The following is an 18,411-nucleotide window of genomic DNA, read 5'->3' as shown; positions in this document are numbered from 1 at the left end:
TTCTCCTGGCGGTAAAGCGCTTCACCCTTCCAATATAGGGTTTGGGCTGCAATATTCTGGCTCTCCGGATACCTGGAAGATTTGTCGAAATGACTCACTGACCCGGCAAAATCGCCGTTATTGAAGAGCTCTACACCACGGTAATAGGCAATACGCTGAAAGGCAGAGCGCAACTGTGGGGTGTTGATCTGGACCTTCTCAATGGATGCCATCGCATCGCGATAATTGCGCGTAGTGAGGTAAATATTTACTAGGAAACGGTAGGCTTCCTCTATTCGCTCTGAACGCGGATATTCCTGAATATATCTCTGGAAAGAAAGAATTGCTTCGTTGTAAGGGTCAATGGCAAGCTCATATGATAGCTTGGCATAATTGAAGAGGGCATCTTCTGCAATGGTCTCATCGTGCTTGTTCTGAAACGCAGCCAAGAAGGCATTGCGGGCAAAACGCTTCTGATCAGTTCTCAGGTATGCATCAGCAAGGTGATAATGGGCATTTTGAGCCATGGCATCATTGCCTGAGATCACCTTGTCAAAATGGCTGATGGCTTCGCTGTAGCGTCCGGCACTGAAATATGCATACCCCATCTGATACTGGTCGTCGCGTGTAATGCGTTGAGGCGATTCCTTGAAATAGGTCTCAAGGTAAGGGAGGGCCCGCTGGTAATCCTCTTTCCTGAACCAGGCTTCGCCCATTAGCTTGGCAATCTCGGGTCCACGTCGCGCAGTAGCTTCCTCAAGCAAGGGTTCGGCATATTCCAGCATCAGGTCATATTCTTCCTGCATATAGTAAATCTGGGTAATGTAATAGGGTACCACAGAGCCAAAAGTCGCATCGTTTTCGAGTTTTTTAAAAGCCTCCAGCGCATCCGTGAGGTTGCCATCCAGATAGTCCATATGCCCTCGGTAATAAGAAGCCGGGGGGTAATATCTCGAGTTGGGGTTTTGTATCTGGCCGAGCATCTGACGTGCGCCTTCATTGTCATTGGTCATAAATATGCTGTACCCGCGCTTGAAATAATATTCTTCGCGGGTGGACGCGTCCAGATCCCGAACCTTAACGCTGGCAAACCAGCGGGCTGCGTCCCGATATTTTCGGTCACGGTATTTGACATTTCCCAGCTGGAAACGGGCCAGGTTTTGTTGTGGATGCGAGGGGTGCTGATCAACAAAAGTCAGCAGCAAGGCTTCCGCATCGGGGTTGAACAACTCGGCAGCACATACCCCAGAATAATACAGGGCACTCACACGTACTTCGTTCTGGGGGTCACTGATCTGGCTTATGACCTGATCGAACAATTCACGCGCGGCCCCGAATTTCTCTTTTTCAAAAAGGTCGAGGGCCAGACGGTAGGTGGCATCCGGATCGTAATGCACTGGTGTCTTTTGTGCAAAGCTGACCAAAGGGGAAATGAGGGCCAGCATCAGCAGGAGCGGAAAGATCTTTCGGATCATAATTTTTGACTGGTTGATGGTTGAAGTTTTCAAATAGTTTTCTAAAATAATAAAAAGAAAAGGCAGGCATTTAAGCCGGGTTCTGTAATTCGCCGAAGCGAACTTCCTGTCATTTGTCTGGGCTGTTGTTTGCACAACAGCTCTAACGGCCTACCCTCCGGGATCGGGCGAGCCACCCTCGGGCCCCGGTATATTTGGCCTTTCAACGCATAAGGTTTACCCCCCGCGGCAGTCACCTGCTGCGGTCGTGAGCTCTTACCTCACGTTTTCACCCTTGCCTGACCCGCTTAGCGGAATGCAGGCGGTTGTTTTCTGTGGCACTCTCTCGCGGTCAGCCTCAGACTGACCGGCTTCCCGTTAGGAAGTATACTGCTCTGTGTTGCCCGGACTTTCCTCCTGCTGCTTTTGCAGCAAGCGACAGGACAACCTGCCTTTTCAATGAACGAGATTAAGTTTCGTAATATTTGCTGTTTCTGGTTCTACTAAAGTCTTGGTTGTTAGTGGTCAATTACTTTTTAACAAAACAGACCATTCAGAATAAATAACGCGGACGACACGCCTTATTTATTTCTGTAATAATACACTTCTGTAGCGCCCAAGCCATACCTGGCATAGGCTGCATCGTAAAACTCCACGCCCGGAGTGTTACGCAAATATCTTAAAATTTCATTCTTCAGGGTGCCGTTACCCACCCCATGAATAAAGATCATCTTTGTCATTTTCTCAACTTCTGCCTGTTCCATGCATCGGCGGAAATAATCCATCTGGATCTTAAGCATGTCTGCATTCGAAAGCCCGGCCGTGCTTTCTATCAGTTCGTTGATGTGAAGGTCGACTTCGGCTATGCGGTCATCCACCTTGTGCTTGTCGAGGAAACTCTCAATTTTAGGGACTGCCTCTGCCTTGCGAGTGCCTGCGCTGATTTTCTCATTCAGTAATTTGATGTTTTCGTCCGTTACTTTAGGGACTTCCGCCTTCATCGCGAGGTCATTCAAAAGGGCAAGGGGTAACACAATAGCTTTTTTGCGCAGCAGGCTTTCATAATGAAAACTTTCCTCCTTGTAAATCTTAACCGGTTTGAACGAGATGTTTGAAGAAGCCGGCTTTACCGGTAAGGTTTTACCGGGGCCGAAAAACACTATCTGCACCAGCCCATTCAGCCAGTCCTCAATCTGGTTTCTTTCCACCTGGCGGATGAGAAGTTTTGAATCAGACTCAATAAAACCGTATTCAATTCCGTGAAAGTTGCCCGAGCGATTCAGGTATACACCAAAGAGCATCTCCATTTCTGTGTGGTTCACCAGGAAAAAGTCCAGGGGGCACTGCAGTATGTTTTCCTGCTCGGCAGGCACAAGTGCCAGGTAGGCTCCCTGAGCCATTTGCCCCAGTTTATTGGGTACCGAAAAAAGAGGCGACTGGTCGGGATTCTCTGCCTCGGCTTTTTCCTCCAAATGCCGGGTCATATCGGCTACGGCATCGCCCACTTTGAGCAGGTCTGTCACCGCATAAGGGATCTCAAACCCTTCTTCTATCGAGACGTAGACAATCTGCTCATCCACAATGCGTGTGATGACCCCGCCTCCTTTTTCATTCAAAAAAGCAACCCTGTCGCCTGGTTTAAACTTCATAGTGTATCCTCAAACTTTCCCCAAACTTCTTCATTATAACGTCTTAGGGGTCTTGTCCATATACTCCCTGTAAAAATTATACAAAATTAACATTAATTGCGCTTGTCGGGCTTGTATTTTATCAAATTACCTGACACGCATTGACTTTCTCTAGTCAAAAAACTAAGGATGTCAGGTTCGATAAATTTTTGTCAAAAGAAGTTTCCCAAATCAAAAGTTTATAATTTTGGGAAATTTCAGTTCATTCGTGCTTTTACATCACGAAACCCTGTAAATGATATCGCCCTAACCGCATGCAGCGAAAGTTTTTAAAAAACCTGGTTTTACTGCTGGTACTCAACCTGTTGATAAAGCCTTTTTGGATACTGGGCATAGACCGTGCGGTGCAAAACACTGTGGGGGCCACTGAATATGGCTTTTATTTTGCCATCCTCAATTTTTCCTTCCTGTTCAACATTCTGCTCGACTTCGGGATAAACAACTTCAACAACCGCAACATTGCACAAAACAGCCATTTGCTTGGAAAACACCTGCCCAATATTTTTGTGCTGAAAATGCTGCTATTTTCCGGTTACCTTATCTTTACCTTTGGTGGGGCCTTTTTTATCAGTTACAGCCGTGAGCAAATGCTGATGCTGGGCCTGCTGGCCTTCAACCAATTTTTGCTGAGCTTTATTCTTTACCTGCGCTCAAACCTGGGCGGGTTGCATTTGTTCCGCACTGACAGCCTGATTTCTGTATTGGACAGGACGCTAATGATTATCATTGTCGGGGTGCTGCTTTGGGGCAATGTGGTTGATGAATTCAAGATCAAGTATTTCGTTTTCGCCCAGACATTTTCCTATCTGCTAACCTTCGGCATCACTTTCATAATTGTCCTGCGCAAGGCTGGCACCAAGATATTCAAGCTTTCCTGGGATCCGCCCTTTATGCTGATGATCATCCGGCGGAGCTTGCCATTTGCATTACTGGGGCTGCTTATGACCTTTTATAACCGCGTCGACAGTGTCATGCTCGAGCGTATGTTGCCCGAAGGAGCCAAATACAGCGGCATTTATGCCTCTGCCTACCGTTTGCTAGATGCCGTAAACCAGTTCTCATTCCTGTTCTCCGTGCTTCTGCTCCCCATCTTTTCACGGATGATCAAACATAAACAGGAAGTCCAGGGAATGGTCAGGCTCGCATTTACCCTGTTAATCACGCCTGCCGTTATTCTTGCCATCGGATCTTTTCTTTACTCAAGCGAGATCATGCACCTGCTTTATCCCATTCACTCCGGTGAAAGTAGCTTCGATTTTTCCTTCCGAATGGAAGCTTCGAGTCGCATCTTTGCCCTGTTGATGCTTTGTTTTATCGGCACCTCTACCAATTATATTTTCGGGACGTTGCTAACCGCCAATGGGAGCTTGAAAGCCCTTAATCTGATCTCCCTTTCGGGCATGGTGATCAATGTTGGCCTTAACCTGTTGCTGATTCCCAGGCACCAGGCGGTGGGATCGGCCTTTGCCAGTCTGGTAACCCAAAGCCTGGTCGCAATGGCCCAAGTAATCATTGTTTTTAGGATCTTCAAAATGAAACCCAACGTATCGTTTATCGGGCGCCTGCTTACCCTGATTATTGGTGCGCTGGTCATAGGGCTGATTAGCCAGAAGTTGCCATTTTCCTGGATCATCAATCTGGTCATCATGGGAGGGGCCAGTTTGCTGCTGGCAATGGCTATCAGGTTTTTCCGCATAGGCCAATTTGTCAGTATCATGCGTTATGGTGAACCGCCAGAGGCCCAGCAAAAAGGGTGACTGGTTTCGAACGGATAAAAACTACATTTTTATTTATCTTTGGCGGGGCATAAATAAATCTCCCTGCCTTTCGTTTTTTTATTAAACAGACCCAAACAACATTCTAATGGACCAAAGCAAGAAGGATTTTGATTCAACCAATGTTTTCCTTTTCATCATCCGCTGGTGGAAGCATTTGGCAATCATTGGTTTTTTGGCTGCATTTGCCGGGGCCATCTTCTCAGGCCCACGTTTCATCACCCCGATGTATGAGTCAACAGTAACCATGTTCCCCACATCCACCTCCAGTATCTCCCGTGCGGTTTTGGGAGGACCCGGAGCATACGGTCAGGACTTCCTGCAATACGGGGGTGTGGATGATGCCGAAAGGCTGCTGCAGGTGCTCGGGTCAGTGGCCATTCGCGACCGGGTAGCCGAACGATTTAACCTGATGGACCATTATGGCATCAGCCCCGATGAGCAATTCAGGCGCACCCGCCTTATCAGGACCTATTCCGAAAATATCTCCTCGCGGCGCACCCAATTTGGTGCAGTGGAAGTCTCCGTTCGAGATAAAGACCCGGTGATGGCTGCCGACATTGCCAATGCCATCGCAGCGCTTGCCGATTCGGTTCAGAACGAGATGCGTTATCAGCGCTCCCTCCAGGCCTATGAGGTCGCCCGCAGCAACTATGAGGAACAACTTGAAGATTTGCGTATGACCGAAGATTCCTTGCGAAAGGTGATGCAAGGTGGGGTATACGACTTCGAAGGACAGTCGGCCATGCTTACCCAGCAATTGGCCATTGATCTTTCCACCGGCAACCAGCGGGGTGTCAGGGCCATCGAAGAACGCCTCGATGCACTTAGTGAAGGGGGTGGCGCCTACCTTTTCCTTTCAACAAATCTGCAGGCCATCAGCAGTAACCTCGTAGCTTTGCAGCGCCGCATGCAGGAAGCAAAAACCGATCTTGACAACTTCCTGAACTTCAAATTTATTCTGGACCCTGCCTTTGAAGCTGAGCGGAAAGTCTATCCAACCCGCTGGCTCATTGTTTTCCTTTCGGCTTTCGGGGCAGTGTTTATGGGGGTCATTAGCCTGATGGTTTACGAAAACCTCGTGTCGAAAGGTATCATTACCGAAAAACAAACCACCAGGAAAAAATCTGAATAACGTGGAGCAGGAGAAGAAGCAAAAAATGCTTTACCGCTTCGGCCTGTGGTTTACAGTGCTGAATATTGTCCTGATGGTCAACGGGTTTTACTGGCTAACTGCCATTCCCGTCGCAATAGCCATCATGCTGCTGCTTTTCTTTTCCCTCGATAAACTGCTGTTGTTCATCGTATTGCTTACGCCGTTTACGTTCAAGTATGAATTTGAACATTTCGGTATCACCATCAATATGCCTACTGAGCCACTCATTGTGGCTGCAATGCTGCTATTCTTTCTCCGGATGATTCATGAGCCTGTCTACGACCGTAGGGTGCTGCGACATCCCATTACAATCGTACTGACACTTAACCTGGTTTGGATGTTCCTGACCTCGGTGACGAGCGAACTACCCCTCGTTTCCTTTAAATATTTCGCTTCACGCCTTTGGTTTGTGGTCACCTTTTATTTTCTTGCCATCCTGTTGTTCAAAGATTACAAGAAATATAAGCGTTTCCTTTGGTATTTCGGAGCGGCCCTGGCTCTCGTGGTCATCGTCATCACCGTGAAGCATTCGGCTTTTGGCTTTGAACGTATGGTGGGCACCTGGATTGTTGACCCCTTTTTCAACGACCATACCAATTACTCCTCTACGCTCGCCCTTGTGGCGCCTTTTTTTCTAGTTATGGCTTTTAACAAGGGCTTCAGCCCTTTGCGCAGAACTGGCGCAGTATTGTTTTTCCTGGTTTTTTGTATGGGCATCCTTTTCAGCTACAGCCGTGCTGCCTGGCTGAGCTTGATGATTGCCGCCGGTGGACTCGTCATCCTGGGGCTGAAGATTCCTTTCCGCTTTATCCTTGCCGGTGTAATCCTCCTGCTTGCCACGGTATTTACCTTTCAGACGCAGATCATTATGCAGCTTGAACGCAACACCCAGGAATCATCCGGTAACTTCACCGAACACATACGCTCCATTTCCAATATTTCCTCCGATGCTTCCAACCTCGAACGAATAAACCGCTGGCGTTCGGCTTTCCGTATGTTCGAAGAGCGCCCTGTTGTGGGTTGGGGGCCTGGGACCTATCAGTTTGTGTATGCGCCCTTTCAGCGCTCGGAAGATTTTACCATCATCACCACCAACTTTGGCGATCTGGGCAATGCCCACAGCGAATACATCGGGCCGCTTGCCGAAAGCGGCCTGCCTGGCATGCTGCTGTTTTTGACCCTCGCTTTGCTGGTGATCAAAACAGGGGTTGACCTCTGGAAAAAAGCGCCTACCCGGGAAATGCGGTTGATGGCCCTGGGTATTACCCTGGGGTTCATTACTTACTTTTCCCACGGGGTGCTCAACAATTTTCTGGATACCGATAAGGCCTCGGTGCCCTTCTGGGGGATGATGGCTATGCTTGTTTCGCTCGATGCATTTTATTCAAGAGAAAACAGCAAAAATCCAGTCACCTCAGCCTGATTTTTCTTAAAAACACCAGCTTGTCATTTGGGCAGCCCGGCATAAAACCGTAATTTTACGGCCCAAAACACCAATGCCATGAATCATACCCTGAGAACACTTCTTTCCCATAAAACCATACGGAATTACAAAAGTGATCCCATTGACGAGAGCATCCTTAACCAGGTCCTTGAGGCAGGCTTCCGCGCTTCCACTACGGGCAATATGCAGGTCTACAGCGTAATCGTCACCCGCGATGAGGAGAAACGCAAGGAATTGTGCAAGTTACATTTCGGACAGAAAATGGTAGAGCAGGCCCCTGTATTACTGACCTTTTGCGCCGACTTCAACCGGTTCAACAAATGGTGTCGTCAGCGTGAGGCAGAACCGGGTTACGACAATTTCCTGTCGTTCTTTACGGCAGCCATCGATGCCCTGTTGGTGGCCCAAAATGCATGTGCCGCAGCCGAATCCTTCGGGCTGGGGATTTGCTACCTTGGCACAACGACCTATCAAGCCGATAAGCTGATTGAGTTTTTTAATTTGCCTGAGGGGGTGGTGCCTATTACAACAGTGGTGGTAGGCTATCCGAAGGAAGATCCTCAGCAGGCCGACAGGCTTCCCGCTGAAGGGATCGTGCATTATGAAACCTATAAGGATTATTCAGCCGAAGATATCGACCGCATTTACCATGAGAAGGAGAATCTTCCAGAAACAGCCCAGCTCATCCGGGAAAATAAACTGGATAACCTGGCCCAAATCTTCGCTTACAAGCGTTACAGCAAAAAGGACAACCTGCATTTCAGCAAGGTATTCCTCGATGCCATTACCGATCAGGGCTTTATGAATAACGAAGAATAGGTGCTATTCTTCTGTTCCCCTGTCACCCACGAAATATTGCTCCTTGTGCTTAAAGAGCACGTTGAAGGTTGTCATTGAGCCATAGATACGGGTGATGTATTGCTGCAGGTTCACCTTTTCCTCATCTTCAAGTTTTTCGTTGCTGTTGATCCGCTGTTCGAGTACCCGCAGACGGTCGCGCACAAGCACAATCTTATGAAAAAAATTGTCAATGGGAATTTCCTTGGGCTTCAGTTCGGCTGATCCCGGCTTAAGGATCAGGGTGCCTTTTTTCCAGCGGTCGCCCATCTCCACCGTTTCGGGGAAATCGACGTAGCGTCGCAAGACCGAGGTAAATACTTTTTCCAGGTCAGCTAGGCTGATGGCAGGTCCACCACTCCCCTGCTCAGTGGCCTTGGAGGGCTCCACCAGCTTAAAGCCCTGGAAGCTGCGGGCAATTTCCTTGTCGCCGCGGTTCATGAAAAACACCGTAAGGGTGGTGAGGTTAGCATTGGTAATCACACCGGTGCCAAATTGCGGATGTTCCACTTTGGCACCTATTGCAAAAAGATCTTGTTCCATAGGATGGCAATTATTCGTAAGGGTTAATACTTGAAGCTGCTGCCCCCGATGAATTCCCGCAAAATGGAAGTGGGGGGTATGTCGCCGGGGTCAATGGGCCTGAAAAGCGATAAAAGTCGGTTCAGGCGCAATACCTCCTCACGGATCTGATCATTTTCAGCCTTATCGGCCTTGAGGATGGCGGGGGCATAATGAGAAAAAACCGCAATCTCATAGATCAAGGCTGAGTTGAAAATGGCATGGGCGCTTTCCTGAAAAGGGAAAATGCTTTTGTATTCATTTTGCATCACATCAGGCCAGCGCTTGATGGTTTCATTGAAGTCATAGCCCCTGAAGAGGTGGTCGCGCACCAGGCGGCGCAGCAAGCGATGGTCGGAGGTGGAAAAGGGCAAATGATCGTGAATGTTCAGCGTGCTCAGCGCCGAAACATACAAACGGTAGGATTCCAAATCCATTACGTCCTTCCACAGTTGGGGGTTTTGTCCGTGGATTCCCTCCACGATCACATAAGTGTCGGGGCCAATCACTGTGGATTCCGTTTCTGCTACTGCGCCCTTGCCATCAAACAGATACCTGGGCAAATTTACCGGTTCGCCTGCGATCAGGTCATTGATGTTTTGCCGGAAAAGTGTTGTGTCGAGCGCGGTGATGAGCTCGAAATTCTTGATGCCCGTCACCGGGTCATCCGGAATGGCAGCATGTGGCAGGTAATAATTGTCGAGTGAAAGGATCAGGACACTTTTTCCAAGGACCTTCAATTCAATGGCTAATCGGTTGGCAGATGTTGTTTTCCCCGAAGAAGTGGGCCCTGCCAGGAAAATGACACGTGGCTTCAGGGGATGGGAGACGATGTTGTCGGCAATACGCGAAATACGCCTGGCCTGATAAACTTCAGCAATTTTAATGAATTCCGAAAGCTCCCTGCGTCCAATCACATCGTTCAGCTCTGCCACGCTTGAAATGCCCAGCTGCATCATGGCCTCCTCGGTTTCATCAAAGCGCCTGAAGTATTTGCTATGATCCAGTTTCTGGGGCATCACACGGTCGAAGAAATCGGGATCAGCCACCAGGAAGAACCCATCCTTGAAGCGAAACAGCCTGAAATCTTCCAGCTTGTCATAATTCTCCCTTACCTGGTTTACGTATAGTTCGCCCATGCCGTTGATGTGTGCAAGGCGAAGGCCCTCCATCGCGTCAGGATAGCTTCCCCTCGACTCAAGCAGATGAGTGATATCGGGGCGATGGTTCGCTTTAAAATAATGATAGATCTTTTCAGAGGGCAGCATTTCCTGCGTGAAAATTACCTTTTCCCTGATCAAGCAGTGTATCCTGGCTTTGATCTGAAGCAGGTCTTCATCGGAAGGGGAGTAATGTTTGAAATACCCGTAAACACCACCCGGAATACTGTAGGCAATGTAATAAGGTTCTTCCTTCAGGGTTTCTGATACAGCCACATTGAACAGCACCAGCAAGGGTTCCATCAGGTTGCGAAACGAGAGTTTGAAATATCCGGGAAGGGTATGGACCTGTGTTTCAGCTTGTGTCATATGAGGGAAAACAATTAATGTCCGATTGGCTTTTAAAGAGAAATTCCCCGAAAAAACCGCATACAAATATAATGCATTCGGGGCGGTTTGCCGAGAACAAAACGCTGCAGGGAAGTCTCTTGCGCAAAAAGACAAATAATTCCTCGGGTTTGTTTAGGTTTTTGAAAATGGTTCTTTAAATTTGTCGGTTGTAATTCCGGAAACAATCACTTACCCAAATGCATCGAATATGATCGATTTATCCACCACTTACATGGGCCTTACGCTGCGCAGCCCGGTCATTGCAGGCAGCTCAGGCCTGACACGCAGCATCGAAAACCTGAAGGAAATTGAGGCCCGAGGGGCCGGAGCCGTGGTGCTCAAATCGCTTTTCGAGGAACAGATCAAATATGAGATCCGCAAGGTATTCTCCTATGATGATATGGTGAGCGCTTACACCGAGGCCGACGACTACATCAGGAACTATGCCCGTACCCACGCCCTCGATGAGTATCTCAACCTGATCCGGGAGGCCAAAAAAGCCATCACCATCCCGGTCATTGCAAGCATCAACTGTGTAAGTGCTGAGGAATGGACCAGCTTTGCCAAAAATATTGAAGAAGCTGGTGCCGATGCCCTCGAATTGAACGTTTTTGTTATCCCATCCGATGTGGATTTGGAAGGTAGTCAATACGAGAAACTGTACTTCGACATTGTTGAGAAAGTCAAGAAAGAGATCAAAATCCCCCTGGCCCTGAAAATCTCATCCCATTTTTCTGGACTGGGAAACCTGGTGAATAAACTCTCATGGACTGGGGTGAAGGGCATCGTGCTGTTCAATCGTTTCTTCAATCCCGATATTGATATTGAAAAGATGAGGATGGGCGCAGGAAATATTTACAGCACCCCCGAGGAAATTACTACCTCCCTGCGCTGGATTGGCATCCTGGCAGGCCGCGTTCAGACTGACCTTTGTGCCTCTACAGGCGTGCACGATGGCAAAGGGGTCATCAAACAATTGCTTGCGGGTGCTAAAGCCGTCCAGGTGTGTTCTACCCTATACAAAAACGGCTTCGGGCAAATCGAACGCATCAATGAGGAAGTCAGGGAATGGATGGCGAAGAACAACTTCAGTAAGATCAGCGACTTTGACGGGAAGATGAGCTTCAAGAAGGGTGACCACCCGGGCGCCTATCAGCGCGTGCAGTTTATGAAGCACTTCGCTGGAATAGACTGATGAACAGAAAAGTGAAAAATTCTAAAAAAAATGGCCGGGTTTTCTCCCGGCCTTTTTTTTGCCCGCTACTGTTGTGCAAAAACCCTTTTCAGCAACTCGGTGACCCGTGCTGCCGGGTCACGCCTGATCTTGGCTTCTTCTTCAGCCAATAGGTGAAAGAGACCATCGAGGGCCTTGTTGGTGGCATAATCGGCCAGGTCAGTATTGACGTTGTTAAGATTTGGCGAAAGGGTGGCAATGGTGTTGTAGGCAGTGGTCAGTTCCTGCCATGCCGACTGGGCGCCCACATTATTTAGCGAACTGATGATATCGGGTTTAAAGGCATTGTAGAGTTGCGAGTAAGTCCTATCGTGCAGGTAATTGGTGGCGGCGTTTTGCCCCCCACGCAAGATGCCCCAGGCATCCTGAATGCTAATGTCGCGGATGGCATTCGTAAAAATGGGCTTGGCGTGAACCGCCGCATTTTCAGCTGCACGGTTCAGGCGCAATACGAATTCATTAAGCAGCGGCCTCAGCAGGGCCGAGTTCTGCATGTATTGCATTGCTCCCGCTGCCTCGGGAGGAAAAGGGATCTTGATGGCATTGTTGCCAAAATAACCGTTCTCCTTGTTGGTGGCAAGAACTGCATTGACAGCCCCTATGGTCAGGGCTTCACGCAAACCGCTGGCAACTTCCGCCTCACTCATGGGAACACTCAGCAGTTGCTCGCAACTGTTTATACTCATTGCGAAAAATCCAATGACCGCAAATAGCAGGATCACCGGACGTCGGTACAAGGTTTTCATAAGAATATGTATTTAAAGTTAAATTTGATTTCTGTTAAATGATTCTTTCCAAATTTACCCATTATTCCCGGAACCGGATTTTAATTTTTTTAACGATTTATCCCGTTTCTAATAGCAGATATTTACATACTTTTATATCTTCTAAAACAAAACGAAAAAATTTTTGTTACTAATAGCGAGTCAACAATTTGACCGTTTTTTTTGTTAATAAGTATTACTTTTAAACAGCAAATTAAAGATTAAAATGTCAAAAAAACAGGAAAGCAAGAAACAAAGCATGCGCCCCATGCTTGTTGCTTTTGGAATCATTGCCATGGCCGTTGGGGCATATGCTATTTTCAGCAACAGCGGTAAAGAGGTGGAAGAGGAAGTTGCCGTTGCAACAGCCGAAGAAAGCTTGGTGACTGTGCTCAGTGAAGGCAATTTTAAGGAAGTGACCGACAGTGGTGTTGTCCTGGTCGATTTCTGGGCTACATGGTGTGCGCCATGTCGTATTCAGGGTCCTATTGTGAATGAAGTAGCCGCCGAGATGGGCGATAAGGCCCGCATCGCGAAACTCGATGTAGACCAGAATAACCGCCTGGCCGCTTTGTACGAAGTGCGCAACATCCCTACCCTGATCATCTTTAAGGATGGTGAACCCGCACGACGTTTTATTGGGGTGACTCAGAAAGAAACACTCATCGAGGCCATCAACGAACTGCTTTAAACTTTTGTAACGAATTATTAATCATTTTTAGCATATGGAACATTTAACATTAGACACTTTTAAAACCAAAGTTTTTAACTTTGAGAAAAACAAAGATTGGAAATTCGAAGGCGACAAGCCTTGCATCATTGACTTTTATGCCGACTGGTGTGCACCATGCCGTATGGTAGCCCCCGTTCTGGAAGAACTTTCAAAAGAATACGACGGCAAACTGGATATTTACAAAATCGATACCGAAGCCGAACAGGATTTGGCTGCCTTGTTTGGCATACGAAGCATTCCTTCCATCCTGTTTGTGCCCATGGAGGCCCAGCCCCAGATGGCACAGGGCGCATTGCCCAAGAATGCACTCGAGCAGGCCATCAAGGAAGTGCTTGCCGTTGAAAAATAGTTTTTGGTTTGGTGGTAAGCCTGGTGCAGCCTCTGGCTGCGCCGGGCTTTTTTAATACACACTTGTTATGGAACAAAATACGGTTAAGAATACCCAAGCCCAGAAACGGAAAAAATTTCCCTTTCGGGTTAACTCCAAACGCTATCTGACCATCATTGCCGTCTTTACGGTGATTGGCGTGGCTGGCGGATTTGCCTATTACTGGTTCGTTGGCTGCAAGACGGGAGGTTGCGCTATAACCTCAAGCCCATATATGAGTATGGTATGGGGCGGGATGGTAGGATACCTGATACCAGATTTTTTTGTAAAAAAAGAAGCCGGGGAATAAACCCGGTTTTTTTATTTCGGGGCCCTTTGATAGAGGTAAATACCCACGAGCCCAAAGATAATGTTGGGAATCCACACCGAGAGCAAAGGCGACAGATTGCCCTTGGTGGCAAAGGTAGTGGATATCTGCATAAACAGTATAAAGGCAAAACTAAACGCCAGGCCTGCCCCCAGGTGAAGCCCGATGCCGCCCCTTACCTTGCGGCTCGAAAGGGCTACGCAAATCAGCGTTAGCACCAGCGTGGCAAAGGGAAAGGCCGCTCGCCGATACATCTCCACTTCATAAAACTTCACATTCTCCGATCCTTTCAGCCGCTCATTGCGGATATAATCCCTGAGTTCAGAAAAGTTCATGGTCTCCATCTCCTTCAGGTTCTGAATGAAGTCGCGTGGGGTAAAAGGCAGCACGGTGTCGAGCCGGTTGCCAAACCGCAACTCCTCCTGCAGCCCATCGATGGTGCGTAAATAATAATTCTCAATACCCCAGCTCCCGTTGATGCTGTCCCAGCGAATGTTGTCGGCCGAAAGCTTATACACCAGCTCGCCTTCCTCTATTTTCTCCAGCGAGAAACGCCAGCCCATATTGCTACGGTCGTTGTAGGATTCCAGGAAAATAAAGACCCCGGGACGGATCTGCATATGGATGTTGCGCTCCCTGAAGGTGGCCGGGTTCTTCACATAAACGGCTTCAAAATCCAGGCGTCTTTTGTTTGCCGGGGGAATGATGATGTTGGCAAGGTAAAACGAAAGCATCCCGAGCAATATGGCTGAGATCAGGTAAGGAACCATCAGCCGGCGGAAGCTGATGCCGGCGCTGAGCATCGCCACAATTTCGGTGTTGGTAGCCAGGCGCGAGGTGAAAAAGATTACCGCGATAAAGGTAAACAGGGGGCTGAACAGGTTGACAAAATAGGGGATGAAATTCAGGTAATAGGAAAAGATAATCTCGCGCAGCGGGGCTTGTTTTTCAATGAAGTCGTCGATCTTTTCAGAGAAGTCAAATACGATCACGATCAGGATGATGAGGGCCATCGCAAAAAAGAAGGTCCCCAGGAATTTTTTGATGATATACCAGTCGATTTTCTTCACCCTGATCTGGACTGTATGGTTAAGTGATGTTTGGTGTTTTATTCTGAACGGCTCAAAGTTAAGCTTATTTTACAATCGTTGGCTGAGACGTTTCACGGCAGCGTTCTTCCAGGCGGTGAAGTCACCCGCTTCGATGTGCTGCCGTGCCTGGTCCACCAGTTCCAGGTAGAAGCTCAGGTTGTGCATCGTGGCCACCATGGGCCCTAACATTTCGTTGCCTACAAACAGATGGCGCAGGTATGACTTGCTGTAATGCTGATCTACATAAGCGGTGCCATTGGGATCAATAGAACTGAAGTCGTCCTTCCATTTCTGGTTGCGGATATTGATGATGCCTTCGCTGGTAAACAGCATCCCGTTACGCGCGTTACGGGTAGGCATCACGCAGTCGAACATATCTATGCCCAGGGCAATGCTCTCCAGGATGTTCTCGGGTGTGCCCACGCCCATCAGGTAACGGGGCTTGTTATCGGGCAATATGCCGCAGACCAGTTCTGTTATCTCGTACATATCCTCGGCGGGTTCACCCACCGACAGGCCTCCAATGGCGTTACCCTCCCGTCCGCACTCGGCTACAAAGCGGGCCGACTCCACCCGAAGGTCCTTAAAGGTGCTGCCCTGAACAATGGGAAATAACGCTTGGCTGTGACCGTAATGCCCCTCGCCGGCATCGAAATGATCAATGCAGCGCTTCAGCCAAGTGTGGGTGATATGCATCGATTTTTTGGCGTAGTCGTATTCACAAGGGTAGGGGGTGCATTCATCGAAAGCCATCATGATGTCGGCTCCGATCACCCGCTGGATGTCCATCACCCGCTCGGGTGTAAACAGGTGGCGCGAGCCGTCAATGTGCGACTGAAACATCACTCCCTCTTCTGTAAGCTTGCGGCGGTGGGTCAGCGAATATACCTGGTAGCCGCCACTGTCGGTCAGGATGGGCTTATCCCAGTGCATGAAGCGGTGCAGACCGCCTGCCTGTCCCAACACCTCCAGGCCCGGGCGCAGATACAGATGATAGGTGTTGCCCAGGATGATCTGTGCTTTCACCACCTCTTCCAGGTCGCGGTGATGCATCGCTTTCACCGTGCCAGCCGTACCCACGGGCATGAAAATGGGGGTTTCTATGCGGCCGTGATCTGTAATAAGATAACCCCTGCGGGCACTGCTTTCCTTGTCGCGCGCGGTGATGCTGAACTCCATAATCCTTTTCTGAAATTTTCCGCAAAGATAGAAACTATTCGACAGGATATGGTAATTTTGCAGCTTTCCTAAACCCCGCATTGTTCTATGGAGTGGCTCAGGGAGGTCCCGCTGACGTATGATTGGTTGCTGCTTTATGCCTTTGGCCTCACTGCACTCATCCAGCTGTTTTACTACTGGTTCTTTTTCAGCCGGCTGGCCCTCGGCAAGCCCCGCAAGAAATACGAGGTCACCCCCCCCGTTAGCATCGTCATCTGTGCTAAAAACGAATACCTCAACCTCGAAGAAAACCTGCCCTTGTTTCTGGAACAGGATTACCCCGACTTCGAGGTGCTGGTGGTAAATGATGGCTCAGACGACGACACCGAATTGCTTCTTCACGGTATGAAAGCCCAACACACTAGGCTGACAGTCATCAATTTGCAAAAAAACGTCAATTTCTTTTCCGGCAAAAAGTTCCCCCTCTCCATTGGCATCAGGGAAGCGAAGCATAACCTGCTGCTGATGTCCGATGCGGACTGCCGGCCTGCCAGTCCCCGCTGGATTGCCGAAATGGTTTCGGGTTTCGATCCCGCTACCGAGATCGTCCTGGGGTACGGGCCCTACCGTAAGCGCCCGGGCCTGCTCAACAAACTGATCCGTTACGACAGCTTCTTCATTGCCCTGCAATACCTGTCGTATGCCCTGGCAGGACAGGCCTATATGGGTGTGGGACGCAACCTGGCCTACCGCCGCGAAGTGTTCTACCGTGTGAAGGGCTTCACCTCTCACTACCTGGTCAGCTCGGGCGACGATGACCTGTTCATCAACCAGACCGCCACCCGCCGCAATGTCCGCATCGAGGTCAACCCCGATGCCCACACCCTTTCCCTGCCCAAGGAGACCCTGGGAAAGTGGTTCCATCAGAAACGCCGCCATATGACCACCGGCAAGCATTACAGGCCGAAGTTCAAATTTTTGCTGGGGCTTTTCAGCCTTTCACAGGGATTGTTTTATGTCTTTCTGGCGGCCATTCTGATCTTTTGCTTTTTTTCAACAATTGCGCTGATTGCTGCGGCAATCTTCGTTATTCGTATGATAAGCATGTTAATAATTTTTTTCAGGGCGGGAAAAAAGTTAAATCAAAGCCGATTATCTTTATATTCGCCGCTGTTTGATATCATCATGCTGGGCCTGAACCTTGTGTTTTCATTCTCAGCCATTTTTTTTAAACGCAATCGATGGAAGTAAAAACCAACCTTACCGAAAAAGCGCAGAGAGACTACCTGCTGGTTAGGGAGGCGGTGGACCACGGCGACCAGCGGGCCTATTCCGAGCTGATGGCCCGTTACAAGGACACCATTTACTTCATGCTCCTGAAGATGGCCGGAAATCCCGAAGACGCTGAAGATCTCACCGTCGAAGCCTTTGGCAAAGCCTTCAAAAACCTTGAACAATACACCCCAGATTACGCTTTCAGCACCTGGCTGTTTAAGATCGCCTCCAACAACTGCATCGACTTCATCCGCAAGAAGAAGAAAAACGTGCTCAATTACGAGGCCAACGAAGAACTCAACGAGTCGCATAAGGCCAGCAACCTGGCCTCCGACACCGGCGACCCCGAAGAAAAGATGCTGCGAAGCCAGAAAGTGAAACTGATGCGTGAGGTGGTCGAAGGCCTCAAGCCCCGCTACCGCCAGCTCATCGAGCTGCGCTACTTCCAGGAACTTTCCTACGAAGAGATCTGCGAAGAGCTTGACCTGCCCCTGGGTACCGTGAAGGCCCAGCTATTCCGCGCCCGCGAATTCCTTTACAATATCCTCAAGAATTCCAGGGACCACTTCTAAACCTAACGTACCTGCCGTATCCATTTTCTTTTCTGGGATTACCCGAAAAGGCCGCCCATCCTTTGCTGGCCCTTTCCTGTTCTTACCCGTGCCCTTTTTCGACCGTTTTAAACCGTTTAAAAATGGGCCTTGAAAGGGCCTTGAAAGGGAGAGGACCCTGGTCCAAATTCCGTTCAAAGACCTACCATGGTCGTGTCAGGCAAGGCCGCATAAGAACCCGGCACGAGGCTTACACGAGGATGGTACGAGCGTGGTTGAATGAATAATTAAAAAATAAAAATTAAAATAAAAAAAATAAAGATAAAAATTTAGAATAATTTATAATACATAAATATGAATATTGTTTTATGTTATTGATAATGAATGTTTTGTTTTTGGTTGTTGTAAGGCAGGGGAAGCAATGGCCAGGGGACTGGTGGAACACCAGGAACATAAACACGGTTAG

16 protein-coding genes, 1 other RNA gene and 1 pseudogene are annotated in these 18,411 nt (G+C 48.8%); 10 read left to right on the top strand and 8 right to left on the bottom strand.

Translation table 11 applies throughout. The features are described 5' to 3' along the window. The 3 genes from V2I46_03025 to V2I46_03015 form a co-directional block, all read right to left on the bottom strand. On the bottom strand, nucleotides 1-1,454 hold a 1,454-nt coding region (locus V2I46_03025), incomplete at its 3' end, for a tetratricopeptide repeat protein (GenBank protein MEE4176459.1). 55 nt (nucleotides 1,455-1,509) lie between these two features. Then, an RNA gene (gene rnpB / locus V2I46_03020) (RNase P RNA component class A) lies at nucleotides 1,510-1,888 on the bottom strand. 126 nt (nucleotides 1,889-2,014) lie between these two features. Next, on the bottom strand, nucleotides 2,015-3,082 hold the full coding sequence (locus V2I46_03015; GenBank protein MEE4176458.1) for a DUF2027 domain-containing protein: 1,068 nt from the start codon (nucleotides 3,080-3,082) through the stop codon (nucleotides 2,015-2,017). A gap of 293 nt (nucleotides 3,083-3,375) precedes the next feature. Between V2I46_03015 and V2I46_03010 the strand changes: the two genes are divergently transcribed. The 4 genes from V2I46_03010 (at nucleotide 3,376) to V2I46_02995 (ending at nucleotide 8,315) form a co-directional block, all read left to right on the top strand. Beyond that, on the top strand, nucleotides 3,376-4,878 hold the full coding sequence (locus tag V2I46_03010; protein ID MEE4176457.1) for an oligosaccharide flippase family protein: 1,503 nt from the start codon (nucleotides 3,376-3,378) through the stop codon (nucleotides 4,876-4,878). A 106-nt stretch (nucleotides 4,879-4,984) separates the two neighbouring features. Further along, the gene (locus tag V2I46_03005) at nucleotides 4,985-6,031 is read left to right on the top strand and encodes a hypothetical protein (GenBank protein MEE4176456.1); all 1,047 of its coding nucleotides are present in this window, start codon (nucleotides 4,985-4,987) and stop codon (nucleotides 6,029-6,031) included. Nucleotide 6,032: 1 nt separating this feature from the next. Then, entirely contained in the window at nucleotides 6,033-7,475 is a 1,443-nt protein-coding gene (locus V2I46_03000; GenBank protein ID MEE4176455.1) for an O-antigen ligase family protein, read from the top strand. 90 nt (nucleotides 7,476-7,565) lie between these two features. Then, nucleotides 7,566-8,315 carry an NADPH-dependent oxidoreductase gene (locus V2I46_02995; protein ID MEE4176454.1) on the top strand — a complete coding sequence of 250 codons (750 nt, stop codon included), beginning with the start codon at nucleotides 7,566-7,568 and terminating at the stop codon, nucleotides 8,313-8,315. 3 nt (nucleotides 8,316-8,318) lie between these two features. Here the strand turns inward: V2I46_02995 and V2I46_02990 are convergent, their stop codons facing one another. Both V2I46_02990 and V2I46_02985 read right to left on the bottom strand, forming a co-directional pair. Beyond that, the gene (locus tag V2I46_02990) at nucleotides 8,319-8,876 is read right to left on the bottom strand and encodes a hypothetical protein (protein ID MEE4176453.1); all 558 of its coding nucleotides are present in this window, start codon (nucleotides 8,874-8,876) and stop codon (nucleotides 8,319-8,321) included. 23 nt (nucleotides 8,877-8,899) lie between these two features. After that, nucleotides 8,900-10,423 (bottom strand): hypothetical protein, encoded by a 1,524-nt coding sequence (locus V2I46_02985; protein MEE4176452.1) that lies wholly within the window; start codon nucleotides 10,421-10,423, stop codon nucleotides 8,900-8,902. A gap of 229 nt (nucleotides 10,424-10,652) precedes the next feature. On the opposite strand from V2I46_02985, the gene V2I46_02980 reads away from it, so the two are divergent. Beyond that, nucleotides 10,653-11,639, top strand: coding sequence for a dihydroorotate dehydrogenase-like protein (locus tag V2I46_02980; protein ID MEE4176451.1), 987 nt, complete (start codon nucleotides 10,653-10,655; stop codon nucleotides 11,637-11,639). Nucleotides 11,640-11,704: 65 nt separating this feature from the next. On the opposite strand, the gene V2I46_02975 is transcribed toward V2I46_02980, so the two are convergent. Further along, the gene (locus V2I46_02975; GenBank protein ID MEE4176450.1) at nucleotides 11,705-12,424 is read right to left on the bottom strand and encodes a DUF4197 domain-containing protein; all 720 of its coding nucleotides are present in this window, start codon (nucleotides 12,422-12,424) and stop codon (nucleotides 11,705-11,707) included. A 244-nt stretch (nucleotides 12,425-12,668) separates the two neighbouring features. On the opposite strand from V2I46_02975, the gene trxA (V2I46_02970) reads away from it, so the two are divergent. The 3 genes and pseudogenes from trxA (V2I46_02970) (at nucleotide 12,669) to V2I46_02960 (ending at nucleotide 13,852) form a co-directional block, all read left to right on the top strand. Further along, the gene (trxA, locus tag V2I46_02970) at nucleotides 12,669-13,133 is read left to right on the top strand and encodes a thioredoxin (protein MEE4176449.1); all 465 of its coding nucleotides are present in this window, start codon (nucleotides 12,669-12,671) and stop codon (nucleotides 13,131-13,133) included. Between the two features lie 67 nt (nucleotides 13,134-13,200). Beyond that, nucleotides 13,201-13,524, top strand: a pseudogene (trxA, locus tag V2I46_02965) (thioredoxin). Nucleotides 13,525-13,591: 67 nt separating this feature from the next. Beyond that, on the top strand, nucleotides 13,592-13,852 hold the full coding sequence (locus V2I46_02960; GenBank protein ID MEE4176448.1) for a hypothetical protein: 261 nt from the start codon (nucleotides 13,592-13,594) through the stop codon (nucleotides 13,850-13,852). Between the two features lie 11 nt (nucleotides 13,853-13,863). Here the strand turns inward: V2I46_02960 and V2I46_02955 are convergent, their stop codons facing one another. Further along, nucleotides 13,864-14,940: an LptF/LptG family permease gene (locus V2I46_02955; protein ID MEE4176447.1), complete on the bottom strand. Its 1,077-nt coding sequence runs from the start codon at nucleotides 14,938-14,940 to the stop codon at nucleotides 13,864-13,866. A 69-nt stretch (nucleotides 14,941-15,009) separates the two neighbouring features. After that, nucleotides 15,010-16,140 (bottom strand): tRNA guanosine(34) transglycosylase Tgt, encoded by a 1,131-nt coding sequence (gene tgt / locus V2I46_02950; GenBank protein MEE4176446.1) that lies wholly within the window; start codon nucleotides 16,138-16,140, stop codon nucleotides 15,010-15,012. A gap of 87 nt (nucleotides 16,141-16,227) precedes the next feature. Here tgt and V2I46_02945 point away from each other — a divergent pair, with 87 nt between their 5' ends. Together V2I46_02945 and V2I46_02940 are read left to right on the top strand one after the other, a co-directional pair. Continuing rightward, a complete protein-coding gene (locus tag V2I46_02945; protein MEE4176445.1) occupies nucleotides 16,228-17,370 on the top strand; it encodes a glycosyltransferase in 1,143 nt (380 codons plus the stop codon). Continuing rightward, on the top strand, nucleotides 17,361-17,966 hold the full coding sequence (locus V2I46_02940) for a sigma-70 family RNA polymerase sigma factor (protein MEE4176444.1): 606 nt from the start codon (nucleotides 17,361-17,363) through the stop codon (nucleotides 17,964-17,966). Before V2I46_02945 ends, V2I46_02940 begins: the two co-directional genes overlap by 10 nt. The last annotated feature ends 445 nt before the right edge of the window (nucleotides 17,967-18,411 follow it).

This window comes from Bacteroides sp., from assembly GCA_036351255.1.
Taxonomy (GTDB): domain Bacteria; phylum Bacteroidota; class Bacteroidia; order Bacteroidales; family UBA7960; genus UBA7960.
Note: the sequence above shows the minus strand (reverse complement) of the source record. Positions and strands in the feature narration are given on the sequence as shown.

Coding starts and splice junctions, on each gene's coding strand:
- V2I46_02990 (MEE4176453.1), bottom strand. CDS start 8,876: ATGGAACAAGATCTTTTTGCAATAGGTGCCAAAGTGGAACATCCGCAA.
- V2I46_02985 (MEE4176452.1), bottom strand. CDS start 10,423: ATGACACAAGCTGAAACACAGGTCCATACCCTTCCCGGATATTTCAAA.
- V2I46_02945 (MEE4176445.1), top strand. CDS start 16,228: ATGGAGTGGCTCAGGGAGGTCCCGCTGACGTATGATTGGTTGCTGCTT.
- V2I46_02960 (MEE4176448.1), top strand. CDS start 13,592: ATGGAACAAAATACGGTTAAGAATACCCAAGCCCAGAAACGGAAAAAA.
- V2I46_02980 (MEE4176451.1), top strand. CDS start 10,653: ATGATCGATTTATCCACCACTTACATGGGCCTTACGCTGCGCAGCCCG.
- V2I46_03005 (MEE4176456.1), top strand. CDS start 4,985: ATGGACCAAAGCAAGAAGGATTTTGATTCAACCAATGTTTTCCTTTTC.
- V2I46_03015 (MEE4176458.1), bottom strand. CDS start 3,082: ATGAAGTTTAAACCAGGCGACAGGGTTGCTTTTTTGAATGAAAAAGGA.
- tgt (MEE4176446.1), bottom strand. CDS start 16,140: ATGGAGTTCAGCATCACCGCGCGCGACAAGGAAAGCAGTGCCCGCAGG.
- trxA (MEE4176449.1), top strand. CDS start 12,669: ATGTCAAAAAAACAGGAAAGCAAGAAACAAAGCATGCGCCCCATGCTT.
- V2I46_03010 (MEE4176457.1), top strand. CDS start 3,376: ATGCAGCGAAAGTTTTTAAAAAACCTGGTTTTACTGCTGGTACTCAAC.
- V2I46_02975 (MEE4176450.1), bottom strand. CDS start 12,424: ATGAAAACCTTGTACCGACGTCCGGTGATCCTGCTATTTGCGGTCATT.
- V2I46_02940 (MEE4176444.1), top strand. CDS start 17,361: ATGGAAGTAAAAACCAACCTTACCGAAAAAGCGCAGAGAGACTACCTG.